We start from the raw sequence: 22,096 nt of genomic DNA, 5'->3' as shown, positions 1-22,096 counted from the left end.
GGTTATTTATTTGTTTATGACGATCCTAATATATTATCTAGCCGGTATCGCGGGCGCTTAGAGTATGCCGACAACAGTGACGGAAAACGCCACTTATTAGAGCTAACCTATCCGTTTTACGCCATAGATACACCTTATAGCTATGGTATTAAAAGCTTTTCTGAACAGCGAGAAGAGTCGTTGTTTCGCCGTGGTGATGAATACAGTGAGTTTGATCAAACAACCGATTTTTTTAGCGCTTTTTTAGGCCACTCTAAAGCATTATCTGATAGCTGGACACAGCGCTTAACGCTTGGCTATGTAAACCAAGAAGACAGCTTCGCAGAAATAGAAACAACCTTTGCTCCCTTGGCCAAAAATAGACAACTAAGTTACCCCTATGTGAGTGGTCATTGGTTTGAAGACAGTTATATAAAAGTGCGTAATTTTGACAGTATTTCGCGCACCGAAGATTTAAATTTAGGGTGGAATATTAAAGCCCTATTAGGCTACTCAGATGAATCACTAAGTAATGATGACAGCAGAGCCGTGTATTCGTTAAAAGCTAAAAAAGCGCACTTTACTACCGACAGAACGCTGTGGCGTTTTAGTGCTCAAGTGGATGGTTATTGGAATAAAGAGCAAAAACAACTAGAAAACTTTTTAGCCACCAGCGAAGTGCAGTACTACTTAAATACCAGCGAAAACCAATCTTGGTTTGTTAAAGCCCGTGCCCAGTATGCTAAAAACCTAACCGCCGATAAGCAGCTAACACTTGGCGGCGAAACGGGCCTTCGTGGCTATCCTATGGATTACCAGCATGGCGACCGAAGCTTTTTAGTCAGCCTAGAAAAACGCTATTACTGGGAGTACGATTTACTGCAGCTATTTAAAGTAGGTGCAGCGGGCTTTGTTGATGTTGGCCGCGCTTGGTTTAACGATGAAGACAACGGCGAGAACGATCATGTTTTAAAAAATGTTGGGGTGGGTTTGCGTTTAGCACCTAGCAGAGCAAACTCTGGCACCATGATCCACCTTGATATTGCCGCCCCGCTTGATAGCTACGACGATGTTGATTCGGTGCAGTGGCTCGTGAGTGTTAAAAACACCTTTTAAATAGCGAGCAATAAACGAAAGCGTTACACTAGCGCTTTAAATTTTCCTAAAAACAGTACGGGATCACACTTTGGAATTGTTTGCGCTTTTAGAGCTAATGGGTACGCAATATAAATTGATTGTTACCCTTATGGCCATTTTACTTTTTCCTCTTTTATTAAAAGTCACTAAAAAGTTGCTCGAAAAAGCCATAAAAGGAAAAGTAGATGTTCATCGTAAATTTAGAGCTGAGCTGTTATTAAAAATAATACTCGCGTTTGTAGTGCTGTGCTTAGTGCTTATCTTTTGGGGTATAGAGCTGCGCGGGCTATTAGTTTTGGGCTCATCATTATTTGCTATGCTCGGGGTCGCTTTATTTGCCGCTTGGTCGTTGCTTAGTAACCTTACCGCTTTTTTACTCATGTTTATTCAAAATGGTTTTCATGTGGGAAATTGGGTGCGTATTGTTGATGGCGCAAACCATATAGAAGGGCGCATTGTCGAATTAGGTTTAATGAACGTGCTACTTGAGCATGTGGATGGGCACCGAGTTGTTTACCCTAATAACCTGTTTGTGACACGCCCGGTTATGGTATTAAATAAAGAACCTAAGCCTACAAAGGCACCGGTAATAAAACGGATTATTGGCCCTAAAAAGACATAGTTTTAAAAGTTATATCCGCAAAAAAGCCGCAGTAAGGCAAACCTCATTGCGGCTTTTTACTAGCTAACATAATGCTAATTATTTAGCTCAGCTGTTTTAAGCTCTTCATCTAAATCATTTATTTCGTCAATAAAATGCTCTAATTGCTGCTCTACTAAGCTGTTATCATTTGCAAAGTAAGCAAGGTGGAATACCGCATCCCCTTCGTTTACTAGTGGCATAGTTTGCTGGCCTATCACAATACCGCCTTTAGGCGCTAAAAGCTCAAGTTCGGCATCACCTAATGGGCTACTTATGTACGCCAACACTTGGCCTTTTTCTACGTGTTCACCTAGCGATACTTGCGCTCGTACAATGCCATCTACCTCAGCGCGTATCCAACTTGTAGACCCTGCAATAATAGGTTCGGGCAGTTTTTTAGGACGCTTGCCGCGGATCATTTTTAAATGCCGCATCACATAATCCACACCCTGCACACCTGCTGCAATGGCAATGGGGTCAAAACGTAGGGCTTCACCGGCTTCGTAAGTAATCACCGGTATACCTAAATTAGCGGCTTCACTACGTAATGAGCCATTACGAAGGGATGCATTTATAACCGCTGGCGTACCAAATGCTTTGGCCATCTCAGCGGTTGCTTCATCATCTAAATTAGCGCGTATTTGCGGTAAGTTAGTACGGTGAATCGCCCCCGTATGTAAATCAATAATGTGGGTACAATGTACCGCCACCTGATTAAAAAACATATGTGCCATACGCCCCGCAAGCGATCCACGCTCAGAGCCCGGAAAGCTGCGGTTCATATCACGTCTATCGGGTAAATAACGTGATTTATGAATAAAGCCAAACACATTAACAATTGGCACAGCAATTATGGTTCCGCGCAGTTGGCTTGCATCTATTTTAGAGAGCAGCTGGCGAACAACTTCTACACCATTTAGTTCATCACCATGAATAGCGGCACACACCATCAGCACTGGGCCTTCCATTACACCATTAACCACCTCAATAGGAATATTGAGCGGTGAATGGGTGTAAAGTTTAGCAGCCTCTAAGGCAAGGGTTTTACGCTCGCCCACGCCAATACTTTCACCTAGTAAGGTAAAAGGACGATTAATTTTAACCTTTGCCACGGGTTGCGGTTCCTTTAATAGCAGCATTTTTTTCGATGAAATCAATCACCATACCGGCAATATCTTTACCTGTTGCCACTTCAATCCCTTCAAGGCCTGGAGAAGAGTTTACTTCCATTACCAACGGCCCACGAGATGAACGAAGTAAATCAACGCCCGCTACATTTAAGCCCATGGCTTTTGCTGCAGCAACGGCGGTTTTACGCTCTTCTGGAGTAATGCGTACTAATGTAGCGCTACCACCACGGTGAAGGTTTGAGCGAAACTCGCCTTCTTGCGCTTGGCGCTTCATGGCCGCTATTACTTTATCACCTAATACAAAACAACGAATGTCGGCTCCGCCAGCTTCTTTAATGTATTCTTGAACCATAATATTGGCTTTTAAACCCATAAACGCTTCAATAACACTTTCAGCCGCTTTGCGTGTTTCAGCAAGTACAACACCGATGCCTTGTGTGCCTTCAAGTAATTTAATAACAACCGGAGCACCGCCTACCATTTCTAGTAAGTCTTTAACGTCATCTGGTTTGCTGGCAAAACCGGTTACCGGCATGCCTACCCCTTTACGTGATAACAGCTGAAGTGAGCGTAATTTATCGCGCGAACGAGAAATAGCCACCGATTCGTTAACAGGATAAACCCCCATCATTTCGAACTGACGTAAAACAGAGCAACCATAAAACGTCACCGATGCACCAATACGTGGAACAATGGCGTCAAAACCTTTTAAATTTTCACCACGGTAGTGAATTTCTGGCTGTTCTGAGTTTATATTCATATAGCAACGAAGCGCATCAATCACCTTTACCTCGTGACCGCGTGCCTCTGCCGCTTCAATTAAGCGACGCGTTGAATACAAATTTCTGTTGCGAGATAAAATACCAATTTTCATAGTTAAAACCTTAACTATCTAATAAATGAGATAAAGCCGGATCAACGACTATACGATTTTCCATGGCTGTACGCCCTAATAACATTCTAAACTTCATGGTTGCCCGACTCGTTAAAGTAACTTCTATTGGCCAGCTGTGCTGCCCTGCATGCAATGTTGTTTCTATAAAGTAGCGTAACTCTTTTTGCCCACTTGAGCTGGTTACCGCCTTAATTTTTTTAACCTTTGCAGTGCAAGCAACCTGAGTGTGTTCGTCATCTTGCAATGGTTGGACTATAAATTTTACCCACTTTTCTTCGCCTTCTTTGTACTCTTCAATGTTAATTGCATGAATACATGAAGTGCGGGCGCCAGTATCAACTTTTGCTTTTATCTTTTCGATGCCAAGCTCGGGTAAACTTAACCACTCACGCCAACCAACAGTTAACTTTGCTGTCATAAATGTGCCCTTAATAAAAAAGTGACTTATACGCTACGGCGCAAAAAACACCAGCGAAATAAATTTATCTAGTCGATGAGTAAATTAAATTGATCTTTTATAGGAACTAATCACACAATGCGCGCCTTGCTGTTTAGTGCCTTATTTAGCAATTAAAGCCTGCATATAGGTTTTACCTTAACGCTAACTTATTAAAAGTTAAAGTAAGTTTGTAAAGCACTATGCAGATACACTATAGTTAACTGTATTAAAAATACACTATTATATGAGTTTAAAATATGATTAATGGTTTACTGCATGCACTGGTGCTTGATGAAAAAGGCGGCGCGCACGCCATAGAAAACACCCGCGATTTAAATAACTGGCACCCTAGCCAAGGTAAACTGTGGATACATATGGACTACAGCCAAAGCGAGGCAGTAACGTGGCTTAAAAGCCAGGCTCACCTTACCGACTTTGAGCTTGATTCGCTTATTGCTGATGAAACTCGCCCTCGCTTAACACCTAGTACCAATGGCCATATGCTGTTTTTACGTGGTGTAAATTTAAACCCAGCGCAAAGCCCTGAGGACATGGTGTCAATTCGTTTATTTATTAGCGAATCTGTGGTTATCACAACGCGCAAACGTCGCTTACTTTCGATTCAAGATATATTAGCAGAGCTTAATGCTGGCCACGGCCCATGCTCAATATCAGAGTTGGTCGGCTCTATTACGCAAAAACTGACATCACGCATGCAAAGTGTCATTGATACGCTTGATGAAACCCTGGATGAATTTGAAGAAGAAATAGACGAGCCAAGTAAAAAGTTTGATAACCAAGGTTTATCTCAACTGCGCCGTCAAACTATTGCCTTAAAGCGTTACTTAAAACCGCAAAAGGAAGCGTTAAGTTTAATGGTAAATAACCATTACCCCTGGCTTTTAGATGAAGATAAAGCAAAGCTAAACGAAACCACTAACTTACTTATTCGTTATTTAGAAGAGCTAGATAGCGCCATAGAGCGTGCGCAAATTATTCAGCAAACCATTACTAACCAAGTGTCTGAGCAATTAAATCAACGCATGTATGTAATGTCGGTTGTGGCTGCGCTTTTTTTACCACTGGGCTTTTTAACGGGCCTTTTAGGGGTAAATGTAGGTGGCATACCTGGTACCGAAAACCCTTATGCATTTAGTGCATTTGTGATTTTTTTAATTGTGCTTACTGGCGGTATTGGCGTGTACTTTAAAAATAAAAAATGGTTATAAGATAAAGTTTTTTTATTATGGCCACTCAATTGAGTGGCCATAATAAGTCACTAATTAATTAGTTTCGCGCGTATAACTCACATTGGTCATCGTCACTTTTGACTCTGTAATGCCTAAATCCTCAAAACAGTTTTTAAACGAGTTAGAGTTTCCGGCCTCACCACATTTGTCTAATGTGTATGGGTCTTGCGATTGCAGGTAGTTACCAAACTTAAAGTATGACTGCGAATCATCCTCTACCGGTATACCGAACGAGTTACCGAATGCCGTAACCTCTACATCGCCGTAGTTATTAACCACCCGCAAGTTAAATGTCTCACCGCTGGTCATTGTACCCAAAGCAAATTTTTCTTCATTACCGCTGGTATTACGTAAACGTACGTACACATCAAAAATCCCGTTGTTCGCTACGCTATCATTAAAGCCCGATTCATCAGTATCCGACACATACACTTTAGATATAGTGCCGGTATCACTAGCATGGTGCTGCGATATAATTGTTTTTCCGCCATCAGACATCTCAACTTTTACCGTAGCTTCGAATACTTCATAGGTTTGAGTCATAGCAACGCGTAAGCTTTCTTTAACCTTATACTCATGACGCCAGCCATTACCATTAGGCGTAATATGTTGTGCCTCTAACGGCACAAACACTAAGGTGCTATCGTCAACGAGAGGATTTGGGTTATCCCCTTCTAAATCAAAAATGCTACCACTGGTTATGCTGCTAGGTATTGTTGAACCATTTGAGTTATCGCTGCCGCCATCTGAGCCACCATCATTACTGCCGCTGCCCTCAACCAAGGCAAAATTATCAAACCTTACATCGCTGGTGTTGTTGTAATGTTTAGCAAAAACCTGAAGTGAATTGGTGTTTGCTGAGGTAAATGTTTTTGTTACTTTAGTCCACGAAGAAACATTAAAGGTTTGGTTTTTAAATAAACCATTTAAATCGTTTACACCAATTTGCCCTTTACCCAGCACATAAGCACTTAGGGTGTATTCAGTGTTAGGCTGTATATCTACCACTTGATAAACCCGTGCTGGACTGCCCTGAATTTTTAACGATTTTGAGCCACTGTAAGAATCCGAAGAAATAGCGGCTGGGTCGGTTTCGTTCCAATTACTAAAGCCACTTTCAAAGCCTGCATTATTAATTGTTGCAGCATGAGATAGCGCTGAACTTGTCGCAATTGCGCTGTAAAAAAACAGTTTTTTATGGTTAATCATTATCTTTATTCCTTTAAACCTGAATATAAAAATAACCTAACTACCTAGTTTTGTGTCAGTCACTAAAACTTAGATCACCCAGTGTAAACAGGTTTCTATTTTTGTGTATGAATAGATTTGGCAAGAACACTCGGGTTACAAAAATCAATCTAAAACCCTTAAATTGGCCTTACCAATATTAATGCCATATGGCGAGCTAAAGGCTATATTCTTTGTTACCAATATGTCAACAGAGGATGTAATAGCAAATATGTATTAGTTTTATTAAATATTGCATTTACAACTTGTAAATAGTTATAACTATTCAACATGTTACACATTAGGGACAGGTTAGCAATAAATAAAAATATTTTTCAATTTAATGAATAAGTAGTACGTCGAAATAAGCCCTATTACCAATAAGAATATGAACAAGCTTAACTTTTAATGAATAAATTAAAGATAATTAAGTTTTTTATATGAAAGATAATAATTGGTTATAACAAAAATAAAATTGGTAACACGAAAAGTGTTAAATTTTTGCCGTTAAATAAGGCAAAATAAAGGGGGTATTAATACGCCATTACACTAAAAATGAATTAATATCTGAAAATAGGCAGCGGTTTAAAGAGTCATGTTTACTCTGTGCACAAAAAAGCGAGCATATATAAATGCTCGCCCTTATCAACTAGCTAACGCCTTACTCTTGAAAGTAAGTGCCCCAACCGTCGTATTCAACGTCACACTCAACAGCTAACGCTGCAAGTTTATCAACGTCTTCCATTATAACTTCAACGTCTAGCTCAGCTTCGACTACAATATCAAAGCTCCAAATTTTGCTGCCATCTTCTAGCTCAAGCTCTGCCGGTTCTTCAACATCGTAGCCTAATTTAAAGGCAGCCAGTGCCGCTTGCTCTAATTTGCTAAAATCTTCGCATACAAAATGATGCTCAACTTCATAAAGTATTTCAGGATCAGAGCCATCTTCAAGTAGTGAACTTACGATGTCTTCACTTATTTCACGCCAGTTTTCCATTATTTATCTCTCGCTTGAGCATCTAATTCAGTTATTTTAGCAGCCATAATACTATGCACTTGGGTGGCCTGTTCACGGGCACTCACTTTTTTATCAAGTGATATAGGCGCTAACATTTCAATGTAAATTGTACCATTATCCCAGCGGTTTAGCTTAATAGTTTTATCAGTTGTGCTCATACATACCGGCACTATGGGTACATCTGCGCTTAAAGCGGTGTGAAATGCACCGGTTTTAAATGGCAGTAAACCTCGGCCATAGCTTCTTGTGCCTTCGGGAAATACCCAAATAGATAGGCCTTTTTGTTTAATTTTTTCAGCGGCTTTTGAAATTGTACCTGCCGCTTTTGAGCGATTGGCTCTATCAATCAATATGTTGCCCGACAACCAGTAAAGTTGTCCAAAAAATGGGATCCACTTTAAGCTTTTTTTGCCTAAGCTAACGCAGTTTTCAGGCACTATAGCCGATACAGTAAATAAATCGTAATTGTTTTGATGGTTTGATAGGTAAACCGCAGGGCCAGTATTGAGCGCATCAGGGTGGCGTTTAAGGACAAGTTTAACCCCTAACATTTTAGCCATTGAGCCAAACCAGCCGGCTATCACATGCACATTATTAGGGTGAAACGGTCTCACAATCGACAATAACAACCCAAACACGCAGCTGAAAAATATAAACAGCACCATAATTAAAATACGTATAACAGCTAACAAACTTCTCTCCAAAATGTGTGTGCAATGCGCTATAAGCCACGCATATTTCACTATTATAACGTGATTTTATGACGATCACGAGACAATAGCGAACAGCTGTAAGCTGAAAAATACAGCATAAACAAAAACGGCCTGCAAAAGCAGGCCGTTAGAGGTGTATATTTCGGGTTTATTCTTCGACTAATGTGTCATCATTTTGCTCATCTGCCGGCGTAAACTCCACCACAGCTTCATCAACACGCTGCAGGCCTCGCGGTAACTTATTACCTCTACGCCCGCGCTCACCATGATAATGCTCCAGGTCACTCGGTTTAAGCGTTAGCTTTCGTTTACCAGCATGAAGGGTAACGCTACTGCCTTGTGGTACCACCGCCAGCACTTTGACAAACTCTTCACGTGCTTGCACTTTAGCCCCTGGTATAGAGATAATTTTATTGCCTTTACCTTTACCCAGTTTTGGTAAGTCGCGCAGTGGGAACAACAGCATGCGTCCTTCGTTCGAAATGGCCATGCAGTAATCGGTTGCTACATCGTTTACTCTGATTGGTGAGAGTAAAATTCCGCCCTTAGGCACGCTCACCAAGGCTTTACCGTTTTTATTTTTACTTACTAGGTCTTTAAAGTCAGTAATAAAGCCATAACCCGCGTCAGAGGCCATAAGTAGCACTTGATTATCTTCACCCATTACCACGTGCTCAAAATTAGCTCCAGTGGTGAGGTTAAAGCGCCCTGTCATTGGCTCGCCTTGGCTACGTGCCGATGGCAAGCTGTGTGCATCGGTTGCAAATGCACGCCCTGCTGAGTCTAAAAATACCGCAGGCTGATTACTCTTACCCTTAGCAGAGGCTTTGTATTCATCGCCAGCACGGTAATTAAGCCCTTCTACATCAATGTCATGGCCTTTACCAACACGTGCCCAGCCTTTATCAGAAAGCACGACTGTTACTGACTCTGAAGGAATTAAATCTTTTTCACTCAGTGCTTTAGCTTCTACGCGCTCAATAACAGGTGAGCGGCGATCGTCGCCATACATATCGGCCGCTTCTTGAATTTCTTTTTTAAGAAGCGTTGACATACGACGGTCTGAGCCAAGCGTTAGCTCTAACTTGTCACGTTCTTTGGCCAACTCATCTTGCTCGCCACGTATTTTAAATTCTTCTAGTTTTGCTAAATGACGAAGTTTTAACTCTAAAATGGCTTCGGCTTGAGTATCGGTTAAATCAAAGCGCTCCATCAACACAGGTTTTGGTTTATCTTCTGTGCGAATAATTTCAATTACTTCATCAATATTTAAAAAGGCAGCAAGTAAACCTTCTAAAATATGCAATCGTGCCAGTACTTTATCTAAACGGTGCTGTAAGCGCCTGCGTACTGTTTCGCGTCTAAACGTTAGCCACTCAGATAAAATACTGCGTAGGTCTTTTACTTGCGGGCGGCCATCAAGGCCTAGCATGTTTAAGTTTACACGGTAGTTTTTTTCAAGGTCGGTGGTGGCAAATAGGTGCGCCATTAACGGCTCAGCTTTAATGCGGTTTGAACGCGGTACAATCACAATACGGGTTGGATTTTCGTGATCAGACTCATCTCGTAAATCAGCGACCATTGGCAGCTTTTTAGCATTCATTTGCGCTGCTATTTGCTCAAGCACTTTAGCCCCTGAACACTGATGCGGTAGCGCCGTAATAACAATATCGCCATGCTCTTCAGTATACACCGCGCGCATTTTAATTGAGCCTCGGCCGGTTTTGTATATTTTATGAATATCGGCTTTTGGGGTAATTATTTCAGCGTCGGTTGGATAATCAGGTGCGTGCACAAGCTCAAGTAACTCATCAAGCTCGGTTTTAGGCTTATCAAGTAATAAACAACAGGCACTGGCTACTTCACGCACATTATGTGGTGGAATATCGGTTGCCATACCTACTGCAATACCCGTTACGCCATTTAACAAAATATGCGGTAAGCGCGCCGGTAACACTAATGGCTCGTCCATAGTGCCGTCAAAGTTTGGCGTCCAATCAACGGTGCCTTGCCCTAGCTCTTTAAGTAATACCTCAGAGAACTTTGATAAGCGTGCTTCGGTATAACGCATTGCCGCAAACGATTTAGGGTCATCTGCTGCCCCCCAGTTACCTTGCCCATCGACTAATGGGTAACGGTAAGAAAACGGCTGTGCCATTAATACCATAGCCTCGTAACAGGCACTGTCGCCATGCGGGTGGTATTTACCTAATACATCACCTACCGTACGAGCCGATTTTTTATATTTAGCAGCGGCCGATAAACCCAGCTCACTCATAGCATAAATAATACGACGTTGAACCGGTTTTAAACCATCACCAACATGCGGTAATGCACGGTCCATAATTACGTACATAGAGTAATTTAAGTAGGCGTCTTCAGTAAAACGCCCCATTGTTTGTTGTTCAATTCCTTGCATTAGCAAGGTATCTGTATCACTCATTAAAGCTTACCTAGTTTTTCTTATAGCTTACGCGGTAGATCACGTTTGCGTAATCGTCGCTTATTAGCAGACTGCCGTCATTTAATTGTGCAAATGCAACTGGGCGTCCAAAGGTTGTTTCGTTATGCATAAAGCCGGTAATAAATGGCGTGTATTTAGTAATACGCCCTTGCTCTACATTGGCTACAGCCACTTTATAACCTGACTTTTTAGTACGATTCCACGAGCCATGTTCAGCAACAAATAGCTGCTCTTTGTAAAAGCCCGGGAACTGTTTACCGGTATAAAAATGAATGCCAAGTGGCGCAACGTGAGCACCTAGCGCAAGCGCTGGCGGGCTGTAGTCGCTAATGTTTTTACCTTTACCAAACTCAGGATCTACAATGGCACCGGCGTGAACGTAAGGAAAACCAAAGTGCTCGTTTTCTTTACTTACGCGGTTAATTTCATCAGGTGGAATATCATCACCCATCATGTCGCGGCCGTTATCGCTAAACCATAATGCTTGCGTGCTTGGATGAAAGTCAAACCCCACTGAGTTGCGTACCCCTTGGGCTATTGTTTTAATTTGTTTTGTTTCTACATCAAGTGCAAAAATACGCCCGTAACGCTCATCTTCGGCGCATATATTACACGGAACACCAACCGGAATAATAAGCTCGCCAGTGGGTGCAAAGCGTAAAAACTTCCACCCGTGGTGACGATCCGATGGCAACGCGTTGTAAACCACGTCAAATTTAGGGTCTTTTAACTGCGTGTCTACGTTTTTAAAGCGAATAATACGGTGTACTTCACCTACGTATAAATCGCCATCTTTAATTGCTAAACCAGAGGGCATATTTAGCCCCTCAGCAATCACCATTTTTTTATCTGCTATGCCATCACTGTTATGATCGATTAACGCATACACATTTCCTGCTTTGCGCGAACCTGCGTAAACAATGCCTTTTTTTGATACTGCTATCTGGCGTGCATTTTCAACATCATCAGCAAATAAGCTTACCTCAAACCCAGGTGCTACGGTTAGTTTGTCTAGTATGTCTTTTGCCATTGCAGGGGCTGTTGTTAAGCCAAGCAATAATAAACTTCCTAGTATTTTATTCATTTGCCTCTCCAAGTGTTAAACACAAGCCTATTATACCTGTGCTTTATTACCGTGATCTTCTAGCCACTGGCGTCTGTCTGACGAGCGTTTTTTAGCAAGTAGCATATCCATCATTTCTAATGTTTGCTCTTCTTCGTCTAGCGTGAGTTGCACTAAGCGGCGAGTATTTGGGTCCATTGTCGTTTCGCGCAGCTGCAGCGGGTTCATTTCGCCCAGCCCTTTAAATCGTTGCACGTTTACTTTACCGCGTTTTTTCTCTGCTTCTATGCGGGCCAAAATACCTGTTTTTTCATCTTCATCGAGGGCGTAATACACCTCTTTACCAATGTCGATTCTAAACAGTGGTGGCATAGCCACGTACACATGCCCTGTTTTAACCAATTGCGGAAAATGACGCACAAACAAAGCACATAATAAGGTGGCAATGTGTAGTCCATCCGAGTCAGCATCGGCCAATATACAAATTTTATTATAACGCAGGCCGGTTAAATCAGTTGAGTCAGGGTCAATACCCAGCGCCACCGAAATATCATGCACCTCTTGCGAGGCTAATATTTGCCCTGATTCAACTTCCCACGTATTCAAAATTTTACCGCGCAGTGGCATTATTGCCTGAAACTCACGATCGCGTGCTTGCTTAGCCGAGCCACCTGCTGAGTCACCCTCTACCAAAAATAGTTCGGTACGGTCGTTATCGGCGGCACTACAGTCGGTTAGTTTACCGGGTAACGCAGGGCCTGAGGTAACGCGTTTGCGCACTACTTTTTTAGCCGCTCGCAATCGGCGCTGTGCATTTGAAATACACAGTTCAGCAAGCAATTCTGCAGTGTCTGTGTGCTCGTTTAACCATAAGCTAAATGAGTCCTTAACCACACCCGATACAAACGCTGCACATGAGCGAGAAGAAAGCTTTTCTTTGGTTTGGCCGGCAAATTGTGGGTCTTGCATTTTTACCGATAACACATAGCTACAGCGCTCCCAAATATCATCTGGGGTAAGCTTTACGCCACGCGGTAATAAGTTTCTAAATTCACAAAATTCGCGCATTGCTTCAAGTAAGCCTTGGCGCAAACCATTTACGTGTGTACCACCTTGTGCGGTAGGAATAAGGTTTACATAGCTCTCAGCAATCGATTCGCCGCCTTCAGGTTGCCATACAACAGCCCAATCAGCCCCTTCAATCGAGCTTGAAAACTCGCCTACAAATGGGTCTTTTGGCAGTACTTCAAAGCCTTTAACAGCTTCAATTAAGTAATCCTTTAAGCCTGTTTCGTAAAACCATTCTTGCGTTTCTTTAGTTTGCTTATTAACAAACTTAATGCGCAAGCCTGGGCATAAAACCGCTTTAGCTTTTAATAGGTGGTTTAATTTAGTAATTGAAAAGTTAGCTGAGTCAAAGTAACTCGCATCGGGCCAAAATCGAACGGTTGTACCGGTGTTGCGCTTACCAACAGTGCCAATGACATTTAAGTCTTCAACTTTATCACCGTTTTCAAAGGCCATTCTAAATTGTTGAGCGTCGCGCCTTACCGTTACTTCAACACGATGCGATAACGCATTTACAACCGAAATACCTACCCCGTGTAAACCGCCCGAAAACTGATAGTTTTTGTTAGAGAATTTACCACCTGCATGCAGCTTGGTAAAAATCAGCTCCACCCCAGGAATACCTTCCTCAGGGTGAATATCTATAGGCATACCACGGCCATCGTCTATAACTTCAAGAGAGTTATCTTCGTGTAAGATCACATCAATTTTAGTGGCATGGCCCGCCATGGCTTCATCGACGCTGTTATCGATAACCTCTTGGCCTAAATGATTTGGACGTACCGTGTCGGTATACATACCAGGGCGGCGTTTTACCGGCTCTAATCCATTGAGAACCTCAATGGCTTCGGCGTTATAATTTTGCTGACTCATAATTTTTATCTTTATATGCGCTTAGGCTAATTTGTTTTAGGTAATTTAAGAAACTCTACAATACTATCTAAGGTGCGTTCAAAACCAACAAAGCTGTGATCGCCACCAAACTCAACTAACTGTTTGCATTGTGAAAAATAATTTACTGCGTGTTGATAATTTAACACTTCATCTCCCGTTTGCTGCAACAAATAGAGCAGTTCGGGGGATGTTAATTTAGGCACATACAATGCTTTTAAAGCATCCATGTGGCTGGTATTTAACTCATAATGATAATCTTGATACGGATTATAATTGTGGCCAATAAGCGGCGCTAATAAGTTAAACGGTGCTACTGCTGGGTTTATTAATGCTGCTCGCAGGTTATAACGCTGCGACAAGTAGGTGGCATAAAACCCACCTAGTGAGCTCCCAAGTAACGCGGTATCTGGCGTTAATAAATGCTCAAGCTGTAAAATAGCTTGTAAGGGCTCGTGATTTAAACGCGGTACGCAATAGTCAACGTCATAGTTTGCCATAAGCTCGCCAAAGCGCACAGCTTTATATGATTTTTCAGAACTATTAAAGCCATGAATATAAATTACGCGTTTAACCATACAACATCCGTTTTAACTGTTAAAGCATTGTCCTGTGTCGTTAAATGCAACATTCGATAAGCGGGGCCGTGGTTTTCTTGCTGCCATTGCGGGCAATTTTTTGTAAATTGCACCGAACTGGCGGGCGTTGCATAAATACTCAGCTCTCTAAAAGTTTGCGTATAGTGATTATGCACATGACCGTGCAGCAACGCCGCTACATTAGCGCTATTAACTAACACGTTTAATAATTGCGGGCCGTTTTCAAGCATGTGTTTATCAAGGTAGCCATTAATAGCAAGCGGGTTGTGATGACAAAACACCACATGCTGCGATTGCGAACTTGCTAAACAATCCGCGATTTCATTTAAGTGCTCGCTAGACACCCACCCTGCAGGTGTAGGGCCTTTTGAGTTTATAAGTAGCAGCTCAAATCCTTGTGCGATAATGCGTTTAGCCGACACTATTTTCCCACCACTGATACGATTAAGCATGGCAATCTCATCATGATTGCCTGGTACCCAAAATACTGGGCAGGTCAAATCAGCGTTATTAATAAGCTCAGCAAATAATAAATAAGATTCAAAACTATGATCTTGTGTTAAATCACCACCAAATATAACCGCATCTAATGACTGCGTGGCCATGTGCGCTAATGCGTGTGCAAAATGCGCGGCGGTGTTTACGTTAAAGTACTCTGCGTTAGGGTCGGCAAATAAATGGCTATCGGTTATATGCGCAACACGCAGCGATGAGCGGTTAAAGTGATAATGCTCATCAAACCAAGCCATTGTTTATATCCCAGTTTAGTACTGCTCGGCCATGCTCTACACAGGCTACTAACCAGTCATATAAAAATGCATTAAGTTGATACTTTTCATCTTTTTGGTGCATTTTAGGATTTGGATAACCATAAGATGGCTTTATCCGTTGATGATAATCGTGGTGAATAATTTCAGCCACTTTTGCATCTTGATAAAGCCTGACTGTTAAATACAAAGGAGAAACGCCCTTAACCATCCCTGTTAGCTGTTTGATAGAAATATCCAGTGTGTACTTAGCACTATCGTCAATGATAATGGCAAATTCACTATGACCTAATTTAACTTTACGCACACTATTAGCGCTGCGCTCTTTAGGTAATAGTTTTGAAAGACGTACGTAATTATGCTCGCAAAGCGTCATGTACTTTGGGAGGCTCTGAATATATCGTTGGGTTGCTAAAAGTGCTGTCAAAGTACCGCCGTATTAAAAAGTTAAAATTATGTCCACTTACTGCTTATTTTTTCACGATTTAACGCCAACCACTGTAAACAGATTACCGTTGCCGCGTTATCTATTTCACCGTTATTGAGGCGCGAAAGCGCATCATCAAGGCTTAAAATATGAGTTTTAATGTCTTCACCTTCGCTTTCAAGGCCATATACACCACTTTGTACTTGGCTTAAATCTGCCCGTGCTAGGTATAAATGTAAGCGCTCAGTGGTACCGCCCGGACTTGAAAGGTAAGAGAGCATAAATTCAAGGTCAGTAAGCTCAAGTCCAGCCTCTTCATAGGCTTCTTTTTTTACCACCCCTTCGTAATCGGTACTGCCATCGGTCATACCGGCAATACATTCTAGCAGCCAGGGCGAGTGTTTGCTGTTAATAGCGCCAATACGTATTTGCTCTATTAAAAGTACACTTTGCGTAGTTACATCATAAGGTAGAACAGCGATTGCATCACCCCGCTCTAGTATTTCGCGCTTTATAAGTTGCGATGTACCACCATTAAACAGGCTATGCTCAAACTCATACATATCCACCTTAAAAAAGCCATTATACAGACTTTTAACTGCTTTTAAGCTCACATCTTTATGTGTAAATTGAACCAAGCTTTTATCTGCCATATTATACATCCCGCTTATTTAAACGATTAAAGTTTGTTAATATATTCTGTTACATTTGAACATACAGTTTTACTAATTTCTTTTTTAGTTATTAAGCAAAACACGTTACCATGCTTTTAGTACAAAATTTGTCTAAGGACTGAACCTAACATGAAAAAGAACATCCTTGCAGCGCTCGTTAGTTTGTCGTGCGCATTAGGCACAACCACAGCAAGTGCTGAAGATTTAATGCAAGTTTTTGAAATTGCTACTGCTAATGATCCCACTGTTTTAAAAGCAAAAGCCCAAGCAGATGCGCAATCTTACGAGAGCGATTTAGCAATGAGTGCATTACTGCCGCAAATTGGCGTAAGCATGGGCTATGAAAAAAGCGATTCTACCTCTTTTCAAAGCGTCGGTGATTTAGCTGACCAAGTTAAAATAAACAGCGATACCGACCAATTCACGCGTGGTGTTAGTTTAAGCCAAACCTTATTCGACTTAGGCGCATGGAATACACTCGATATTGCCGAAAAACAAGCGCTGCAAGCCAATGCGCAATACGATAACGCAAAACAAAACTTAATTGTGCGCGTTGCTGAAGGCTATTTTAACGTATTAAGCGCCATTGATAACCTTGAATTTGTGCAAGCCGAAAAGCGTGCCATTGAACGCCAGTTAGAGCAAACAAAACAGCGCTACGCAGTTGGCCTTACAGCAATTACAGATGTTCACGAAGCGCAAGCACAATACGATAACTCAGTAGCACAAGAAATTATTGCCAGTAATGCCGTTGAAACCGCACGCGAGCAACTGCGTGAAATAACCGGTAAGTACCACGCAAAACTTGATTTTTTAAACACCGAAACATTTTCAACAGTAAAACCGGTTAAAAAATCGACTGACTTTGTAAAAGTAGCTGAGAACAATAATATCAGCTTACAAGTGGCTAAAGTCACGGTTGATATTGCTAAGGATCAGATCACGCTTGCTAAAGCTGGCCACTACCCAAAGCTAACACTTGATGCCAGCTACGGTGATTCTTTAACTGACCAAAATATAAATGGTTTAAGCTTTAACGACCAACCACGTGCCGACTCAACATCGGTTGCCGTTAATTTAAGTGTTCCTCTGTACACTGGCGGCGCAACCGTAGCTGCAACTAAACAAGCCCGTGCGTTTTATGTTTCAGCCAGCCAAGATTACGAAACAAATTACCGCGCCGTAACGCGTACCGTTATTACCTCATACAACCAAGTTGTATCAGACATCGCGACTTACAAAGCCTTAGAGCAAGCCGTGGTATCAGCGCAAAGTGCGCTTAAAGCAACAGAAGCTGGCTTTGAAGTAGGCACGCGTACTATTGTTGATGTGCTTGTAAGCACGCAAAACTTGTATGATGCAAAACGTAACCTAGCTGATGTACGCTATCGTTACGTGTTATCTACGCTTCGCTTAAAGCAAGCTGCAGGTACACTAACAAGTGCCGATTTACTGGGTATTAACCAAGGCTTAAAAAAAGCCTAATAAGTTAAAGAGTAACGTTTAAAGCCAGCCATTGCTGGCTTTTTGTATTTTATAACACTAAGCGTTAAACTAGCGTTTTTATTTTAGAGAGTATTTTGTGGTCACCTCATCTCCTTTTAAAGCCTCGTTTTTAGGCCCTCGTTATTGGCTAACGTGGATTGGCGTTTTCTTTTTGTATTTGATTTCGTGGTTGCCACAAAAAATTCAGCTTAGCTTAGGTAAGTTATTAGGGCGCTTAGTACATAAATTTATGAAACGTCGTCGCCATATTGCCGAGGTTAATATAAAGCTGTGTTTTCCTGATATGAGCGAAGCTGAGCAACAACAGCTTGTGCTAAAAAATATGGAAAACACCGGTATTGCCATGGTTGAAACTGGCATGGCCTGGTGGTGGCCGCAGTGGCGCGTTAAAAAAGCGTATGGCTCTATCAAAGGATTAGAGCACTTTGAGCGCGTGCAGGCTCAAGGTAAAGGCGTATTGCTATTGGTGCCGCATATTTTGCATTTAGAAATGGCGAGTCGTGTTATGGGCACCAAATGCCAAGGGCTGGGGTTTTACCGCCCACATAACAATGCACTCATGGAATACTTTACAACCAATGGCCGCCTTCGTTCTAACGAGTATTTAATTGGACGAAAAGACGTAAAAGGCTTGTTAAAGTCACTAAAAAATAAAAAGGTGTGTTATTACCTACCCGACCAAGACTACGGCCGTAACCGCTGTGAATTTGTGCCTTTTTACGCAGTGCCAGATACAGCCACAACCACAGGTACATTACTGTTTGCAGCAAGTAAACACTGCGAAACCATGAGCCTAATTAGTCGTCGTGATGAGCACGGTAAATACCATTTAGAAATAGTACCTGAGCTTGAAAATTTCCCAAGCGGCGATGATAAAGCAGATGTAACACGTGTAAATCAGCGCGTTGAGCAATCAATTAACGCTGCGCCTGAGCAATACATGTGGCTGCACCGCCGTTTTAAAACACGCCCTGATAAAAATACTCCTTCTTTTTATAAAAAGTAGTGGTATAAATAAATAATGATAATAAATGAGCATGAGTTATGTGGTTTTGGGTTAAGCATTTAATACTAGCAGTTGCATTAATTTTACTGGCTATCTATGTGTTAGTCGGAGCGGGACCATTGTTTGACATAAAAGAGACTAAAAACGCAGCTGCCGAGGGGCTTTCTCGCTTTTATTCGTCTATCCGTAACCAAGTTAAATCCGATAAGGAGCGCGATAAGTTTGTACTGCAGCTTAAAAAGCCCGAGCAAACACTTGATCGTGTTTTAGCAGAGCGCGGCAGAGCCGTTGACCCTATGCCTGCTAGCTGGACAGGAACAAGTGAACCAAGACGCTTTGAAAGCGGCTCAACGTTAAAAGGCGTACTGGACCAATACGCTAAAAGCGAAGGTATTCAATTATATTGGTATTTGAGTAAAGACTACGTTGTAAAAGATTATTTTAGGGTTGATAGCAGTTTTACCTCAGCGCTTTACCAAGTTGGTAGTGCAATTAATGATGACTTTGAAAATGAAGTCTATACTTTTTTTTGCTTCAAACAGCGCGCAGCGGTGATCACTGAATTACCTTCTGAATTTGTGCGCAGCAATTGTTTAAAGCTTAATACTTAGCAGCGTAAATAAACCAACCCCATACATAATAAAAACCCAAGCCTGTGCTTGGGTTTTTAGTGTTTATGTTTCTAGTTCAAATATTACATTCCAGCATGCCGTTACACTTTCTATATCGGTTTGATACTCCTTACGCGACACCAAGCGACCTTGCTGATTTAGGCTTAATACGTGATAACGTGAGCGATAATCAATATACGCCTGGATTAACTGCTGCTTTTGGGTTTTAGTGATACAACCAATCGCAGCAGCGTCTGTAAGTATTCTTACATTATCGGAAAACACCGTTAGCTGGCTAAACTGATTCGCGTTTTTGAGCACTAGGTATTGAGTTATAAATTCAATGTCGGTCATGGCGCCCACATCTTGTTTTAAATCAAATTGCTCAGAGTTTCCTTTAGCTAAGTGCGTGCGCATTTTTTCGCGCATTTTAAGCACATCTTGCTTAAGTGTATCTACATCCCGTGGGGCACATAATATCTCTTTACGAATTTGTGCAAAACGCGCTCTTAGCTCATCTTGGCCTAATATAACGCGGGCGCGCACAAGCGCTTGGTGCTCCCAAGTCCATGCTTGGGTTTGCTGATAATGATTAAAGCTCTCTAAGTTAATAGCCAATAAACCAGAGGCGCCTTCAGGGCGCAGGCGTGTATCAAGCTCATACAATATGCCCGAGGCGGTACGGGTATTAAATAAATGCATTAAGCGCTGTGCAAGTTTTAAATAAAACTGTCGTGAGGTAATCGATTTATCGCCATTGGTGCTGCTATTACCGTCGTGATTATGCACAAACACGAGGTCTAGGTCGGAGTCGTAGCCTACTTCAAAGCCGCCCGTTTTACCGTACGCAATAACGGCAAAGCCTTTGTGTTCATCATCTGTATTTGGTGGCATGCCAAAGCGCTTAACCGTGTTATACCACGCTATATTAACGGCTTGGTCTACCACAGCCTCGGCAAGAGCCGTTAAGTGATCGCTTACTTTCATAACATCAATCACACCGGTTGCATCGGCAGCCGCAATACGTAATTGATGTGTTTGCTTAAACTGCCTAAGCGCTTCCATTTGTAGCTCTAGGTCGTCGTGTTCTATACGCAAAAAATATTGCCGTATTTCATCTTTATAGGCGCTCAACGGCGTAGGTTTGTAAAGCGCAGCAGGGTCTATTAGCTCATCAAGCAAAATAGGATAACGGGAAATATGCTCCCCTATCCATTTACTATGGCAACATAATAAAACAAGCTGCTTTAGCGCACCTTGGTTTTCGTAAAGCAATTCAAGGTAAGCAGTACGCGATACAATTTTATTTAAAATTTGGCATACCAAGGTAAATGTTTCACCGCTGGCATTAAAGTCACTAAGCTGTTTGAGCAATAAAGGCATTAGTTTGTCGAGAATATCTCGCCCACGATTACCTATATTTACCTTACTCAAACGTTGTTTAAAATCATGAAGTGGTACTTGCCACTGATTTTTTATATCGTTTAAAAAGCTAACATCACCATGATCCCAAGCACTTATAAACGCACCTTCGCAGGTATCAAGGGGAACGGTTTCCTCCCCTATCACCAATAAAAATTCATCGTGAATTTTGGCCATAACCTGCTCAATATCGCTCATGGTATGGTTAAAACTTTCAGACTCGAGTAAGTAATTTAAGCGCTCTTGATTAAGCTCATCATCGGGCAGGGTTTGTGTTTGTTGATCGTCAAACATTTGCAAGTATTGCTCTACTTTACGCAAGTGTAAGTAGTTGCGCTTTAGCTCATTCGCTTCTTGCTCATCCATCGCTTGGTTTAACGTTAACTGCTCTAAGGCATACAGTAACGATTGGGTTTGTAAGTTAGCTTCTCGCCCACCACGGACCATTTGTAAAGCTTGTACAATAAATTCAACCTCGCGAATGCCACCAGCACCTAGTTTTATATTGTTGGTCAGGCGTTTTCGGCGAACCTCTTGAGCTATCATAAGCTTCATTTTTCTCAGCGATTCAATCACCGAAAAATCAATATATCGACGATAAACAAAGGGCTTTAAAAGCTGTATAAATTCATCCCAATATTGATTGGGTGTGCCAATTAGCCGCCCTTTTAACATGGCGTAACGCTCCCAATCGCGCCCTTGCTCCTGGTAGTAATCTTCTATGGCGTGAAAGCTCATCACTAAAGGCCCACTTTCACCAAATGGGCGCAAGCGCATATCAACCCTAAATACTTGGCCATTGCCGGTTACTTGATTAAGTGCATTAATCAGTTTTTGCGCTACTTTGGTGTAAAACACTTGGGCTTCAATACGTTTACGCCCACCTTGGGTCGGTACATTGCGCGGGTAGGCAAAAATCAAATCTATATCTGATGAATAATTAAGCTCGTGGCCGCCCAATTTACCCATGCCTAAAACCATTAAAGGCAAAGAGTTACCTTGCTCATCTAATGGCTCCCCTGCTGTTTTTGCCGTTTGCGCATGGGCCCATCTATTTGCGCTATTAATAAGCATATCAGCTAATAGGCTTATGTATTTTATGCTGTCACTGATTGGGTTATCGCAACACAAATCGAGGTACGCTACTTTTAACCAGTATTTTTCTCG

General features: G+C 41.9%; 20 protein-coding genes. 6 read left to right on the top strand and 14 right to left on the bottom strand.

From position 1 onward, the window contains the following. Both B2R65_RS09875 and B2R65_RS09870 read left to right on the top strand, forming a co-directional pair. The coding region (locus tag B2R65_RS09875; protein WP_286742239.1) for a ShlB/FhaC/HecB family hemolysin secretion/activation protein at positions 1–1,095 on the top strand (1,095 nt) is incomplete at its 5' end. Between the two features lie 70 nt (positions 1,096–1,165). Beyond that, the gene (locus tag B2R65_RS09870) at positions 1,166–1,738 is read left to right on the top strand and encodes a mechanosensitive ion channel domain-containing protein (protein WP_029772372.1); all 573 of its coding nucleotides are present in this window, start codon (positions 1,166–1,168) and stop codon (positions 1,736–1,738) included. A gap of 74 nt (positions 1,739–1,812) precedes the next feature. Here the strand turns inward: B2R65_RS09870 and B2R65_RS09865 are convergent, their stop codons facing one another. Genes B2R65_RS09865 through B2R65_RS09855 form a run of 3 tightly spaced genes read right to left on the bottom strand, consistent with a single transcriptional unit; the run spans position 1,813 to position 4,202 of the window. Beyond that, positions 1,813–2,871, bottom strand: a complete 1,059-nt coding sequence (locus B2R65_RS09865) for a succinylglutamate desuccinylase/aspartoacylase family protein (protein ID WP_286742236.1) — start codon at positions 2,869–2,871, stop codon at positions 1,813–1,815. Beyond that, complete coding sequence (gene rimK, locus B2R65_RS09860) at positions 2,858–3,763, bottom strand: 30S ribosomal protein S6--L-glutamate ligase (protein ID WP_286742235.1); 906 nt, start codon at positions 3,761–3,763, stop codon at positions 2,858–2,860. Before rimK ends, B2R65_RS09865 begins: the two co-directional genes overlap by 14 nt. Positions 3,764–3,773: 10 nt before the next feature. Beyond that, entirely contained in the window at positions 3,774–4,202 is a 429-nt protein-coding gene (locus tag B2R65_RS09855; protein ID WP_024031556.1) for an ATP-dependent zinc protease family protein, read from the bottom strand. A 278-nt stretch (positions 4,203–4,480) separates the two neighbouring features. Here B2R65_RS09855 and B2R65_RS09850 point away from each other — a divergent pair, with 278 nt between their 5' ends. Next, the gene (locus B2R65_RS09850) at positions 4,481–5,452 is read left to right on the top strand and encodes a zinc transporter ZntB (protein ID WP_029772374.1); all 972 of its coding nucleotides are present in this window, start codon (positions 4,481–4,483) and stop codon (positions 5,450–5,452) included. 54 nt (positions 5,453–5,506) lie between these two features. On the opposite strand, the gene B2R65_RS09845 is transcribed toward B2R65_RS09850, so the two are convergent. The 10 genes from B2R65_RS09845 to B2R65_RS09800 all read right to left on the bottom strand — a co-directional run bounded on the left by B2R65_RS09845 (position 5,507) and on the right by B2R65_RS09800 (position 16,363). Next, positions 5,507–6,682, bottom strand: coding sequence for a polysaccharide lyase family 7 protein (locus tag B2R65_RS09845; protein WP_286742232.1), 1,176 nt, complete (start codon positions 6,680–6,682; stop codon positions 5,507–5,509). A 679-nt stretch (positions 6,683–7,361) separates the two neighbouring features. Beyond that, on the bottom strand, positions 7,362–7,697 hold the full coding sequence (gene rraB, locus B2R65_RS09840; protein ID WP_004587970.1) for a ribonuclease E inhibitor RraB: 336 nt from the start codon (positions 7,695–7,697) through the stop codon (positions 7,362–7,364). Further along, complete coding sequence (locus B2R65_RS09835) at positions 7,697–8,410, bottom strand: 1-acylglycerol-3-phosphate O-acyltransferase (protein ID WP_286742229.1); 714 nt, start codon at positions 8,408–8,410, stop codon at positions 7,697–7,699. Before B2R65_RS09835 ends, rraB begins: the two co-directional genes overlap by 1 nt. A gap of 169 nt (positions 8,411–8,579) precedes the next feature. After that, a complete protein-coding gene (parC, locus tag B2R65_RS09830; RefSeq protein ID WP_004587968.1) occupies positions 8,580–10,874 on the bottom strand; it encodes a DNA topoisomerase IV subunit A in 2,295 nt (764 codons plus the stop codon). Positions 10,875–10,884: 10 nt separating this feature from the next. Then, positions 10,885–11,979, bottom strand: a complete 1,095-nt coding sequence (locus B2R65_RS09825; protein WP_286742226.1) for a PQQ-dependent sugar dehydrogenase — start codon at positions 11,977–11,979, stop codon at positions 10,885–10,887. Between the two features lie 30 nt (positions 11,980–12,009). After that, positions 12,010–13,899, bottom strand: coding sequence for a DNA topoisomerase IV subunit B (gene parE, locus B2R65_RS09820; RefSeq protein ID WP_055254871.1), 1,890 nt, complete (start codon positions 13,897–13,899; stop codon positions 12,010–12,012). A gap of 26 nt (positions 13,900–13,925) precedes the next feature. Further along, a complete protein-coding gene (locus B2R65_RS09815; protein WP_004587965.1) occupies positions 13,926–14,495 on the bottom strand; it encodes a YqiA/YcfP family alpha/beta fold hydrolase in 570 nt (189 codons plus the stop codon). Then, on the bottom strand, positions 14,480–15,265 hold the full coding sequence (locus B2R65_RS09810) for a metallophosphoesterase (RefSeq protein WP_286742223.1): 786 nt from the start codon (positions 15,263–15,265) through the stop codon (positions 14,480–14,482). The genes B2R65_RS09815 and B2R65_RS09810 overlap by 16 nt, the downstream gene beginning before the upstream one ends. Beyond that, complete coding sequence (locus B2R65_RS09805; protein ID WP_024031550.1) at positions 15,252–15,710, bottom strand: DUF1249 domain-containing protein; 459 nt, start codon at positions 15,708–15,710, stop codon at positions 15,252–15,254. The genes B2R65_RS09810 and B2R65_RS09805 overlap by 14 nt, the downstream gene beginning before the upstream one ends. Before the next feature lie 26 nt (positions 15,711–15,736). Continuing rightward, a complete protein-coding gene (locus tag B2R65_RS09800) occupies positions 15,737–16,363 on the bottom strand; it encodes an NUDIX domain-containing protein (RefSeq protein WP_004587962.1) in 627 nt (208 codons plus the stop codon). A gap of 150 nt (positions 16,364–16,513) precedes the next feature. On the opposite strand from B2R65_RS09800, the gene tolC reads away from it, so the two are divergent. From tolC to B2R65_RS09785, 3 genes are all read left to right on the top strand, one after another. Then, a complete protein-coding gene (tolC, locus tag B2R65_RS09795) occupies positions 16,514–17,869 on the top strand; it encodes an outer membrane channel protein TolC (RefSeq protein ID WP_029772380.1) in 1,356 nt (451 codons plus the stop codon). 97 nt (positions 17,870–17,966) lie between these two features. Then, positions 17,967–18,896: an LpxL/LpxP family Kdo(2)-lipid IV(A) lauroyl/palmitoleoyl acyltransferase gene (lpxL, locus tag B2R65_RS09790; RefSeq protein WP_054983765.1), complete on the top strand. Its 930-nt coding sequence runs from the start codon at positions 17,967–17,969 to the stop codon at positions 18,894–18,896. A 38-nt stretch (positions 18,897–18,934) separates the two neighbouring features. Beyond that, positions 18,935–19,507 (top strand): TcpQ domain-containing protein, encoded by a 573-nt coding sequence (locus tag B2R65_RS09785; RefSeq protein WP_286742217.1) that lies wholly within the window; start codon positions 18,935–18,937, stop codon positions 19,505–19,507. Between the two features lie 63 nt (positions 19,508–19,570). Here B2R65_RS09785 and glnE read toward each other — a convergent pair. After that, positions 19,571–22,096, bottom strand: a 2,526-nt coding sequence (gene glnE / locus B2R65_RS09780) for a bifunctional [glutamate--ammonia ligase]-adenylyl-L-tyrosine phosphorylase/[glutamate--ammonia-ligase] adenylyltransferase (RefSeq protein ID WP_286742215.1), incomplete at its 5' end; no start/stop codon positions are given.

Source organism: Pseudoalteromonas sp. UBA2102, assembly GCF_002331165.1.
Classification (GTDB): Bacteria; Pseudomonadota; Gammaproteobacteria; order Enterobacterales; family Alteromonadaceae; genus Pseudoalteromonas; species Pseudoalteromonas atlantica.
Note: the sequence above shows the minus strand (reverse complement) of the source record. Positions and strands in the feature narration are given on the sequence as shown.